Below are 12,296 nucleotides of genomic sequence, written 5' to 3'. Positions count from 1 at the left end.
TACTGTGTTGAATCTCGAAAGACTCCGCGCCCTGCACGCTGTCGCCGAGAACGGATCAGTAGCGGCTGCCGCCCGCACCTTGCATGTCACACCCTCCGGAATTTCGCAGCAGTTGAACAAGCTCGAGCGAGAGGTCGGTGTTCCGCTCCTCGAACCGCAGGGCCGCGGTGTACGACTCACCGAAGCGGGCCGGATCCTCGCGCGCCGAACCGCAGAGGTTCTCTCGACGCTCGCCCAGGCCGAGGCGGAAATCGCGTCGCTGCAGAGCGAGGTGACGGGCCGCGTACGCATCGGGGCCCTGGTCTCCCCCAGCAGGACAGTGCTGCCGCGAGCCATCGCCGAGATCAGGCACGCGCACCCCCAGCTCGAAATCACCTTCAACGAAGGCGAATCCGAAGAACTCCTCCCCGCACTGATTCGCCGCGACCTCGACGTCGTGGTGGTCGACAGTTGGAGCACTCTGCCCGTCGAACTTCCCGACGGAGTCTCCTTCACGCCCGTGTACGACGACGTGGCGCTGCTCGCTCTCCCCGCGTCACATCCGCTGGCGGAGAACAAGGTCGTCGCGCTCAGCGAGCTGTCCGAGCATGCCTGGGCGACCTGGACCCGGGGAACGGACTTTCACACCTTCACCGTCAGGACCCTGCGCGCGCAGGGGTTCGACCCACGAATCGAGTACGAGGTCGCCGAGTTTCCCACCCAGGTCGAATTCGTCGCTCAGGGCCTCGCCGTCGCTTTGATCCCGCGCCTGGCGAGAGTTGTACCACCGGAAGGTGTTCGAATGCTCGACACCCTTCCGCCGCTGGGCCGCGACATCTACCTCGCCTGGCGGACCGACAGCGAAAGACCTGCCGTCCTGGCGGCGATAGAAGCGCTACGCCGCCAGTTCGACGCCCTCGGTGACAAGAAGAATTAGAGCGGCATCAAGTTGTGCTTGCGCGGGTTCTTGAAGATCGTCTTGTCCTTGAGCAACTTCAGCGCCTTGCGGATTTCGAGACGCGTCTGCGAAGGCTCGATCACCGCGTCGATGTATCCGCGCTCAGCCGCGATGTACGGCGTCGCGACGAACTCGTTGTAGAAGTTGATCAACTGAGCACGCACCGCGGGTGCGTTCTCTCCCGCCTCGGCGAGCTGACGACGTCCCATGATGTTGACGGCACCCTCGGCACCCATCACGGCGATACGAGCGGTCGGCCACGCGAGGTTGATGTCGGCACCGAGCTGCTTGCAACCCATGACGGCATAACCGCCGCCGTACGCCTTACGAACCACCACAGTCACCTTCGGGACAGTGGCTTCGATGTACGCGAACAGGAAACGCCCGCCACGCTTGATGACACCGACCTTTTCCTGATCGACGCCGGGAAGAAAGCCTGGTGTGTCGACGACAAAAACGAGCGGGATGCTGAAAGCGTCGCACAGGCGCACAAAATGGGCAGCCTTGTCGGAGCTGTCCGCATCGAGGGCGCCACTGAGGTACGTGGGCTGGTTGGCCACGACACCGACGGGCAGGCCGTCGACGCGGGAGAACCCGGTGATCACGTTGTGCGCGACCTGGGCTCCGATTTCGTGGAAGGTTCCGTCGTCGAAGATCCGCAGAATGATGTCGTGCATGTCGTAGCCGGCGTTGTCGGCATCCGGCATGAAGGCGTTGAGTTCGAGATCCGACTCGGTGATCTCGGGTTCGAGACCCGGGTTGATCAACGGCGCCTTCTCCGTGCACGAGGACGGCATGAAGCTCAGGTACTCACGCACCCAGTCGAATGCAGCCTTCTCGTCGGGAGCGACGTGATGGATGTTTCCGTACTCCGCCTGCTTGCGCGCCCCGCCCAGATCCTCGAGGCTGACCTCTTCGCCGGTGACCGACTTGATGACGTCGGGTCCGGTGACGAACATGTACGACTCTTCGGTCGCGACCACGACGTCGGTGTTGATCGGTGCGTACACGGCACCGCCGGCGCACTTACCGAGGATGACCGAGATCTGCGGGCAGACGCCGGACAAGGGCTCCTGACGTGAACCCATGTTGGCGTACCAGGCCAATGAGGAAACGGCATCCTGGATTCGAGCTCCACCGGAATCGTTGATACCGACGACCGGGCAGCCCACCTTCAGTGCAAAATCGTTGACGGCTGCGACCTTACGGCCGAACATCTCTCCGGCGGCACCGCCGAACACAGTCTGATCGTGCGCGAACACGGCAACCGGACGCCCGTCGACAGTTCCGTGACCGGTCATGACGCCGTCGCTGTACGGGTTGTCCTCGCCCGCCATCTTCACCAGGGCGCCGACCTCGACGAAGCTACCGGGATCGAGCAACATGTCGATGCGCTGGCGCGGCGTACTGTGCCCTGCTGCATCGCGCTTCGCAATGGCCCGAGCCGAGCCGGGTTCCTTTGCCTTCTCCAACTTTTCGCGGAGTTCAGCGAGCTTCTCCGCGGTGGTTGTCGTCACTTCTGAACTCCGGTTTCCGCTGCTTTGGTCTGAGCTGTCTCGATCTGGGCCAGCTTGGTGGTGAGGTCTGCCGCAACCTTCGCGATGTACGGCTCGTCGACGATCTGCAGGTGGTCTCCGCCGATGTAGACGACCTCGAGGTTCTTCACGTAGTCACCCCAACCACCATCTGCCTTGCGGGTCTTGAATGCAGGCTCGAGCGTCATCAACTCGTCGTGGTACTTGTCGGCCATGTAGAGCACGACGTCGCCGTCGTAGCTGCTGAACTCGGCCGTCTGGATGGCGCGGTTGTCCAACCACGACGTCCGCTGATGCTCGATGATGCCGCCGGGAATCTTGGCGCCGCTCATCTTGATCATGTCCATCAAGATCTGGATCTGATCTTCGTCCGCTTCGGTGGAGGCCAGAACGTCAAGCGGCAGCGGAACATCCAGGTTGTAGGTACGCTTGGCGAACTTGCCGTAGCGCTCCCAACGCTTGCGTCGTTCCGCCTCGGTGTCCGGCACTACCTCGCCGGCCATGACGGTGTCGAGCAGTCCGACCACACGCACGTCGGCGCCCTGCTCACGCAGCAACTTCGCGACCGCATACGACATCACGCCGCCGAACGACCAGCCACACAGCACGTACGGTCCGTCGCCCTGGATCTCACGCAGCAGCGGAACGTAAGCAGCAGCACGGGTTTCGATCGAGCCCTCGACCCGCTCGAACCCGTACATCGGCGTGCCGGCGGGCAGGCGCTTGAGCAAAGGCTCGTACGTCACCGTCGAACCACCGGCAGCATGGAAGACGAATACCGGTACGGCAGTGGAACCTTCGGGACGGGCACGCAGAGTGCGTACGAGTCCGTCGATCTTGCCGTCGTCCTCGAGGTACTGGCGCACGACGTCCGCGAGCTCTTCGATGGTGGTGGAGTCGAGAACGTCGTCGAGAGTGATCTCGCCGCCCGCACGCTCGGAAAGCCGAGCAGCAAGCTTCTCGGCGACCTCGTCACCGACGATCGGCAGATCGTTGAAAATACCCTTGGCGGACTTCCCGGTGACGACGGCCCACGTCGCAAACGTCAAGCGCTCGGCCGCATCTCGCGGCGGAACATCGGAGCCGGCATCGTCGGCAGTTCCGGCTCGAGAAGGATCGGAAGGCGCAGCAGCAACCGGAGCAGTCGCCGGCAGTTCCACCGACTCCTCAGCGGGAGCAGCGTCCTCGTCAGCCGCATCGGCTGCCAACTTCTCGGCAGCCTGCTTGTCGGCCATCGCCTGAACCTCTTCGCGATTGTCGATCGCGTAGCGCAGGTACTTGTTGACCTCGTTGAGGCTCGCGTCCTTGACTGCCTGGAGCTGGAGCTGCGGAATGTCGAACTCGTACTCGACGCGGTTCTTGATACGCATCGCCATGAGCGAATCGAGACCCAGTTCGATGAGCGGAACCTCGGCCGGAAGATCTTCCGGCGAGTACCCCATCGACTCGGCCACAACGATCTTGAGGCGATCGTCGAGGCTCTGCGAACCGTTCGGATCCCACTTGTCTCCGGCGTCTTCGACGACCTCGGCCAGCGTTTCCATCGGCGCGCTGGTCTTGACCGGCGCGCTGACGACCAGCTCGGGCAGCGGCTCACCGGACGTGACGACGGCGTCGAACAGCAAACGGAACGTAGCGCCCTCACGAGCATGCACCTGCACCGACGCTCCACCCGGATGCGGGTTGAGGGTTGTCGTCAGGGTCGCAGCGCCGGCCAGCTCACCGTGCGGAACGGCAGCGGTGAGAGCGACATCCGAGAGCACCTGTCCGGCAGCAGCGCTCACGAGCACAGCCAGATCGGTGACGGCGGATGCGTCGACCTCCCACACGTGGCGGCCGTCGGGCAGAGCGACGTGCGAACCGGGTACGCGAGCCGAACCGCCGGCACTGACGCGAATGTCGAGCCAGTACGGCTTACGCAGGAATGCAGTACGCGGAACCGAGGCGAAATCGCCTGCAGGAAGCAAGGACTCGAGGTTCACGGCATGGCCGTGCACGTACAGCTGCGCGAGAGCGGCAAGCACACCCGCGGACTCGTCTTCCTTACGCTTGAGCGTCTGGATGAGTTCCATGTCGTGCAGGCCCGAATCGAACGCGGTAGCCGCCACCGACATCAGCGTCACCGGGTTGGGTGCAAGCTCGACAAAAGTGGTGTGGCCGTGGGCAACTGCACCGCGTACCGCATTGGTGAAGTACACGCTGTGGCGAAGACCCTTGACCCAGTACGCCTCTTGATGGATCGGCTCGTGACCGGGACGGTAGAAAGTGTCCTTGTCGACGGACGAGTAGACGCCGAGCTTCAACGTGGTCGGCTCGATACCGGCCAACTCCGCGGCAAGCTCGCCGAGCAACGGATCGACCTGCGAGGTGTGGCTGGCACCCTTGGTCTGCAGGACACGCGCCATCTTGCCGTCGGCCTCGGCGGCCGCGACGATCGCCTCGATGTCCGGCTGCGGTCCACCGATCACCGTGTGTGTCGGAGCTGCGTAAACGCAGACCTCGAGCTTGGGGTACGTGGGCAGCAACGCCTCGATCTCGGATGCGCTGTACTCGAGCAGTGCCATCAGACGGATGTCGTCACCGACGAGTGCGCCCTCGGCCTCACCCATCAGCCGTGAACGTGAACAGATCACGCGCACAGCGTCTTCCAAGTTCAGACCACCGGACACGTATGCGGCAGCGGCCTCACCCATCGAGTGCGGAACCACGGCTTCGGCCTCAGCGCCGTGGTGACGCAGCAATGCGGCCAGACCGACCTGGATGGTGAAGATTCCCACCTGTGCGGTCTCGACGTTGTACTCGGTCGAATCGTCGAGGAACATCTCGACCATCGAGTAGCCGGCCTCGTCCTGGATCAGCGCATCGACCTCGTCGACGGCTGCCTTGAAGGCCGAGTTCTCCGTGTAGAGCTGCTTGGCCATCTTGCGGTGCTGCGAGCCGAAGCCCGAGAACACCCACACCGCGCCCTTGGGCGACGGCGAGTCGGCCGAGAAGACTCCTTGAGCCGGCTTGCCTGCGGCGACGGCGCGCAGCGAGCTGATGGCCTCGGATCGCGTCTTCGCCAGAACAGCGGCACGCGAGCGTCCGTGGTTGCGACGCGCGAGTGTGCGGGCAACGTCGGCGAGGGGCGTCTTGCTTCCCTCTTCGGTTTCGAGCCAGTCGGCCAGATCTGCAGCTGCGCGGCGACGACGCGAAGGCAGCGCACCGGACACAGCCAGCACAACGGTGCTCTCGTCCTCTGCTGCCGGTTCGTCAACTACCGGGGCATCCACGACTGGTTCATCGACTGCCACGTCGGCGGGCACGTATTCCTTGACCACGACGTGCGCGTTGGTTCCGCCGAAACCGAAACCGGAAACACCGGCGACAGCCTTGCCGGTGTAGCGCGGCCAGTCGGTGGCCTCGGGCGTCACCTGCAGGTGCGCCTTCTCGAAGTCGATGTGCGGGTTCGGGCCCAGGTAGTTGATCGTCGCGGGAATCTTGTTTTCCTGCATCGCCAGAACGACCTTGATCAGGCCGGCGGCGCCCGCAGCTGCTTCCAGGTGCCCGAAGTTGGTCTTCGCACTACCGAGCAGAGCCGGCTTGTCGTCGTCACGGCCACGACCGACGACACGGCTGAGCGCGTCGGCCTCGATGGGATCACCGAGATCGGTACCCGTTCCGTGCGCCTCGATGTAGTCGACTGTGGTCGGCAAGATTCCGGCGTCGCGGTACGCAAAACGCAACACGTCGGCCTGGGCGTCAGGGTTGGGCGCGAGCAGACCGTTGGAACGGCCGTCCTGGTTGACCGCGGATCCGGCGATCACCGCGAGGATGGAATCGCCGTCACGCTCGGCGTCTTCGAGACGCTTGAGCACGACGAGTCCGCCACCCTCACTGCGAACGATGCCCTGAGCGTGTGCGGAAAATGCACGCAGTTTTCCGTCGGGAGCGAGCATCCCGGTCTGATCGAAACCGAGGGTTCCGGGAGGGGCCAGCAGCATGTTGACGCCACCGGCCAGCGCGATGTTGGAATCACCACTGCGCAGCGAACGCACAGCCTCGTGAACGGCAACCAGCGAAGACGAGCACGCGGTGTCCAGAGCGATGGACGGTCCACGGAAGTCGAAGAAGTACGAAACCCGGTTCGCGACGATGGCCGTCGACGTTCCGGTCAGTGCGTACGGGTGCGCCGTCGTCGGATCACTGACCGCGAGCAGCTGGTAATCGTTGGCGGAACTGCCGATGAAAACACCGACCTGCTTGCCCTTGAGCCCGCTGGCCGGAATGCGCGCGTGCTCGAGCGCTTCCCACGCGAGTTCCAGGGCGAGGCGCTGCTGCGGATCGACGTTGACGACCTCGAGCGGAGACATCGCGAAGAACTCGGCGTCGAAGCCCTTGACGTCGTCGAGGTACCCGCCCTTGGTGTTGGCGTTCTCGACCGCGGCCTTGATGGCGGGATCCGACATGAACTCGGCCCAGCGGTCCTCGGGGAGGTCGCTGATGCCGTCGCGTCCGGCCGCCAGCATTTCCCACATGTCCGAAGGCGTGTGCCCGGCACCGGGGAATCGTGTGGACAGTCCGACGATGGCGATGTCGTGGGCGTCCGTCGTGGCCCCTGAGACGTAGTACGACGCGTCGACGGTCTCCTCCGGCGCCTCGGGCTCACCTTCGATGATCCGAGTAGCCAGCGAGGCGATGGTGGGGTGTTGGTAGACGATCGTGGCGGTCAGCGTGACACCGAGCAGATCCTCGATGTCTCCGCTCAGAGCAACTGCGTCCCGCGAGGCGAGTCCGAACTCGTCCAGCGGCCGGTCGTCCACAATCGTCGACACCGGCTGACCGGTCGCGTCGGCGATCCAGTTGCGAAGCCACTCACGCAACTGCGCGACACTCATCTCGCTCACAACGTCTTTGCTCTGCACACCATCTTGTTCAACCATCAACTCACCAAGCCACCGATCATGAAGGGACTGCTCCTCAAACGCTATCGGGGAATGCGGTCTGCTGATAGCCGCCTCGCAACGTTCCCTCGATATAACTCGCCTTACACGCGCGGCGAGCGATCTTGCCGCTGGACGTACGCGGAATCGAACCCGCGGGGACGAGCAGGATGTCTCGGGCCGTAACACCGTGACGGGAAGAAATCGCCGCACGCACAGTGTCCGCGATCGGCTGCGGATCGGCCTTGCCTGCGCCGGGAGCACGCTCGGCCACGATGACCAACTGCTCCGAGGAATCGTCGTCGTCGAACTTCAGACCGGAGTGCGTGTTGGAGAACACGACGGAAGGCAGCTGGTTGGCCGGTACGGCAAACGCAGCGATGAAGCCGGGGCGCAGGGCGGGGCTGGCTTCCTGAGCCGAAGCCTCGAGGTCCTGCGGGTAATGATTGCGACCGTCGACGATCACGAGGTCCTTGACGCGGCCGGTGATGTACAGCTCGCCGTCGACGTAGACGCCGAAGTCGCCGGTACGCATCCAGTTGGCATCCGCCGGCGTGCCCTCGGTGTGGCTGTCTTCGCTCAACCGATTGTCCAGCTTGTTGTGGAAGGTCTCCGCCGTCTCGTCGGGGCGACCCCAGTAGCCGATGCCGATGTTCTCGCCGTGCAACCAGATCTCGCCGACGTGATTGTCGGGGACCTCGGTCAGAGTTTCGGGATCGACGATCGCCGCCCACTGACTGCGCGAGACGTACCCACAGGAGACCTGTGCGATGGCGTTCTCGGAGTACTGGTCGACGATGACCATGCGGCCCTTGTTGAGTTCCGTGCGGTCGACGTAGATGACCTTGGCCTCGTCGGAATGCTTGGTCGAGGAGACGAAGAGCGTCGCTTCGGCCATGCCGTACGACGGCTTGATCGCAGTCTTGGGCAGACCGTACTGAGCAAAAGCGTCGTTGAACTTGCGCATCGACGACGTCGTGACCGGCTCACTGCCGTTGATCAGGCCGATGACGTTGCTCAGGTCCAGGGTCTCGCCGTCCTTCGGCAGGCCGCGCGCGGCAGCGTGCTCGAAAGCGAAGTTGGGAGCGGCGGCAAAGGTGCCTGCGCCGTCGGAAACCGCAGCCAGTTCCTTGATCCACCGGTACGGCCGCTGCACGAAAGCGCGCGGGCTCATGATGGTGATGTACTTGCCGCCCAGAGCAGGCAGGATGACCGTCAGCAGGCCCATGTCGTGGAACAGCGGCAGCCACGTGACGCCGCGTGAGTCCTCGTTGAGTTCGATGGAGTCGACCATCTGGAGCGCGTTCGTTCCGACAGCGCGGTGGGTGATCTCCACGCCGGCGGGAACTCGGGTCGAACCGGAGGTGTACTGCAGGTACGCGATGTCGTCGAGCTCGATGTCGGGACGAACCCACGTTTCACCGACGGTGTCGGGAATCGCGTCGACGGCGATGATGCGCGGACGCTCGGCAGCGGGAAGCGAGCGGAACAACTGACGAACACCGGCAGCCGACGAAGCGGCAGTCAGAATCGCAGTCGGCTTGCAGTCACCGAGAACAGCGTGAAGACGGTCGGTATGACCGGGCTCGTCCGGATCGAAGAGCGGCACCGCGATGGAACCTGCCTGAATGGCGGCGAAGAACGAAATGACGTAGTCGAGCCCCTGCGGCGCAAGAATCGCGACACGGTCGCCACGCTTGGTGACCTGCTGCAAACGGGCTGCAACAGCGCGCAGACGCACACCGAACTGCTCCCAGGTCAGCTCCAGGGCTTCACCGTCACGCTCGCGTGAGTAATCGATGTACCGATACGCGAGCTCGTCCGCGTTGACACGCGAGTGTTGCTCGACGTAGTCGACCAGCGTGAAGCCTGGTTGCAGGCGGATCTGGCCCTTCTCGTCGAGAAAGCCATCGAACAGCGCGTTCATTCCATCTCCTCCGAAGCGATCACACAAGCACTGTCTTTCATGCCTGCGCCCCAGACTTCCTTCGCTCTCTCGGGTCCATCTTCGATCAATCGAATCGCACTTTGTGCGCAACTCACCTGAATCACTTCATCGATCCCAAACCATCGATATGTTACAGATTCGCATCGTCCGTATTCTCCGGCCTACTCGCCCGCCAGTAACGGGATGATCGGGGCGAACGCTTCCATCTGCGTCGGGAAGACCCCGACGTACGACATCGACGTCTTCTCACGGACCAGTCGAATCTGGTCTGCGATTTCCTCGAAAGTGCCCACAGCCAGGTATGGAGAGTTCAGCAACTCCTCCACGCTCAGCTTACGATCCACTTCGATGTTCGGCGGAAAACCTTGGTCCAGAGCGGCGATTGCCATCTCGGCAGCCTGCTCTCGATCGTCGGTGATCATGATCATGGTGATGGTCCAGTTGAGTTCGATCTCATCGAAACGCTCGCCGGCAGCTTCGCGGATCCGCTCGACACGTTCGATGGTCTTTTCCATCGTGATTCCGGAGAGCAGAAGCCGCCCGTCACGGTTGGTCGGTGTGGCGACCGAGATGATGTCCGCGTACTTCGCGGCGAGAGCGAGCATCTTCGGTCCGCCGCCACCGACGATGATCGGTGGCCGCGGGCCCTGCCGCGGTCGCGGGCTGCCCTTGAGGCCACGCACCTGATAGTGCTTGCCTTCGAAAGTGCATTCCTGCCCGCGCAGCAGTGTGTCGAGAATCTGCAGAGACTCCTCGAGTTTCTCGATGCGAACGCCGGGGCTTTCGTATGCGATGCCGCCCTTGTCGAACTCTTCCTTCATCCAGCCTGCGCCGATACCGAGTTCGAGTCGACCACCGGACAGCACGTCGATAGTCGCCGCGTCCTTCGCGAGCACAGCAGGATGACGGAAGCCGTTGGCCAACACGGCAGTGCCCAGACGGATCTTGTCCGTGGCCACTGCGAGCGCTCCCAGAGCGGCGATCGGTCCGACCTGATTACCCAGGTGGTCCGGAATCATGAACGAGTCGTAGCCGAGTTCCTCGGCCTTCTGCGCAAGCTTGACGAAACGTCGCGCACCACCCTCTTCGGCGTTGCCCTCGCCACCGGCCGCAAACCGGAATTTGCGTAGGGCATCGCTGCCGTGGGTGGAACTCATATAGCGATTCTCCTGTGATGGACACGTACGTCGTACTCGGACTTCGAAACCGGACAAATCGAACCTACTCGCCAGTCACTTACGTGACAGCACTGTAGAGGACGCCCCCGGACCGTGCAGCACTCTACCGGGACCAAACGAGCAGATTACCCGCGAGCGAACTCCCGAGACGCCCGATTGTGACGAATCAACAGTGCGGCGGTGACTCAACTGTGGGGCGGTGTCGGTGCGGCGTCGATCTTCTCCGCAGCCCACTGTGCCATCCATTGGGTGGCCGTCGTGCCGTTCGGATCGACTTGGAAGGAGTTGTACATCGCGTGCACAGGGTTGTTGTAGTACTCGAGAAGCCGCGGCGCCGAACTCAACCAGTTGGTCGGATTGAGAGCGGCGGCCGGAGCGTCGCAGATACCGTCGCTCGGCGCGCATATCTGATAAGTCCGGTCGTTGAGGTCGCCGAATCCGCCTGGCCTCGGGCCGGTCATCGTGAGACCGGGAAGCTTCAGCCCGTTCAGCGACAGCTCGGCGCCGACACCGGCAACGCTCGGGCCAACCGTGTTCCCGAACGCCGGATCGCGCCGACCGTCGGCAATCAAGCCCACGCCCAGAACCAGATCGGCAGGCACCGCGCCGGTACCGTCGCCGATACTCGCGGCGACGTCACCCGCGATCACCGCGCCCTGGGAAAATCCGGTCAGGACGTAGCTCGTGAGCGGGCACTCGGCGTGCCGCTTCATCAGAAAGTCGTTAGTGGCAGCAGTTCCCGCAGCCCGGCTGTTGTTGTAGGACTGCTGTCCGTCCGGCGGGATCGCAACCGGATTCGAAAACTGTGCGACGTAAGGAACGGTGTAGACGTCGGCCCTCGAACTATCGAACTTCTCCTGAAGAGGGCGGGTCACGTTCAGCATCAACGACGCCGGATTGGCCGTCGGGTTGTACGGGTCGTCGGTAGCGCTCGACTCCCACGTACCCGGTATGGCTACTACCTGGACATCGGGGCAACTGGCCGGCTGAGAGACCGGTGGCTCCGGACTCGGCGGGATCGGAGTCGGCGAAGGCACCCGCCCGGCCAGGATGTACCAACCGCCGATCACGACCGCTGCGACCACAAGAATGATCAGCAGCGGGATCAGGCACCCACGACGCTTTCCAGACCTCGCCATGACCCGCGCCTACTTGCAGTAGGTGGTGTTGGCGACGTCGATATAGATCTGAGCGTTCGCACCTGCCTGCTCGGGAGTGATCTGCTTGCCTTCCGCCGACGCTTCCTGGCCGACGAAGGCAGTCACGAAGGTCAGGACCTCGTCGTCGGTCTGAGGACCGGCAGCGCAGATGTAATTGGCCGTGTTGACGGCGATGCTTCCGTCACCGGCTGGGGTGATGCCCTTCGCCTTCAGTCCGTCGAGGAACTTCTGTGCCTCTGGACTGACCTCGACGACTGTGGGGCCCGGGAAGCCTTCGATGCTCTGCGGCTGCTCCGGCGGCGCGGTGGCTGCTGCTCCTGGACTGGTGGGTGCAGCCGACGCCGTCGTGGTCGCAGAGGCGGACGCAGACGCCGAACCACTCGAGGACGAAGCCGCAGCGGACGTCGTGGTGACCGGATTGGAGGTTGCAGTGGAGTCGTCACTACCGCACGCGACCAGCGCGCCACCCGCGGCGAGCGCCAAGGCGCCGACCGCGATCGCGCGTGCACAAGTGTTTCGGTTACCCGAGAAAAGCGACATCAATGTCCGTCCTTGCCTTCAGTCGAAAGTCCATCAACAGGTTACGCAACGCACGCGGGCGGGCACCGATCCGTGA

The 12,296-nt window shown here is 63.5% G+C and carries 7 protein-coding genes; 1 reads left to right on the top strand and 6 read right to left on the bottom strand.

Features of this window, described 5'->3' with window-relative positions:
- Positions 1-4: 4 nt before the first annotated feature.
- Positions 5-916, top strand: coding sequence for a LysR family transcriptional regulator (locus tag AC3WQS_RS14750; RefSeq protein ID WP_020968113.1), 912 nt, complete (start codon positions 5-7; stop codon positions 914-916).
- Here AC3WQS_RS14750 and AC3WQS_RS14745 read toward each other — a convergent pair.
- The 6 genes from AC3WQS_RS14745 to AC3WQS_RS14720 form a co-directional block, all read right to left on the bottom strand.
- The gene (locus AC3WQS_RS14745) at positions 913-2,454 is read right to left on the bottom strand and encodes an acyl-CoA carboxylase subunit beta (RefSeq protein WP_019746413.1); all 1,542 of its coding nucleotides are present in this window, start codon (positions 2,452-2,454) and stop codon (positions 913-915) included. The genes AC3WQS_RS14750 and AC3WQS_RS14745 overlap by 4 nt on opposite strands.
- Positions 2,451-7,394 carry a polyketide synthase Pks13 gene (gene pks13, locus AC3WQS_RS14740; protein WP_492713126.1) on the bottom strand — a complete coding sequence of 1,648 codons (4,944 nt, stop codon included), beginning with the start codon at positions 7,392-7,394 and terminating at the stop codon, positions 2,451-2,453. The genes AC3WQS_RS14745 and pks13 overlap by 4 nt, the downstream gene beginning before the upstream one ends.
- 37 nt (positions 7,395-7,431) lie before the next feature.
- Positions 7,432-9,321: a long-chain-fatty-acid--AMP ligase FadD32 gene (gene fadD32 / locus AC3WQS_RS14735; protein ID WP_003943899.1), complete on the bottom strand. Its 1,890-nt coding sequence runs from the start codon at positions 9,319-9,321 to the stop codon at positions 7,432-7,434.
- 182 nt (positions 9,322-9,503) lie between these two features.
- Positions 9,504-10,499, bottom strand: a complete 996-nt coding sequence (locus tag AC3WQS_RS14730; protein ID WP_019746410.1) for an LLM class F420-dependent oxidoreductase — start codon at positions 10,497-10,499, stop codon at positions 9,504-9,506.
- A 206-nt stretch (positions 10,500-10,705) separates the two neighbouring features.
- The gene (locus tag AC3WQS_RS14725; protein WP_019746409.1) at positions 10,706-11,659 is read right to left on the bottom strand and encodes a cutinase family protein; all 954 of its coding nucleotides are present in this window, start codon (positions 11,657-11,659) and stop codon (positions 10,706-10,708) included.
- Between the two features lie 9 nt (positions 11,660-11,668).
- Entirely contained in the window at positions 11,669-12,220 is a 552-nt protein-coding gene (locus AC3WQS_RS14720; RefSeq protein ID WP_021342459.1) for a DUF732 domain-containing protein, read from the bottom strand.
- Positions 12,221-12,296 lie beyond the last annotated feature (76 nt).

The organism is Rhodococcus sp. FW305-130, from assembly GCF_058788335.1.
The sequence above is the reverse complement of the archived record's forward strand: the minus strand, read 5'-3'. Positions and strand labels throughout refer to the sequence as shown.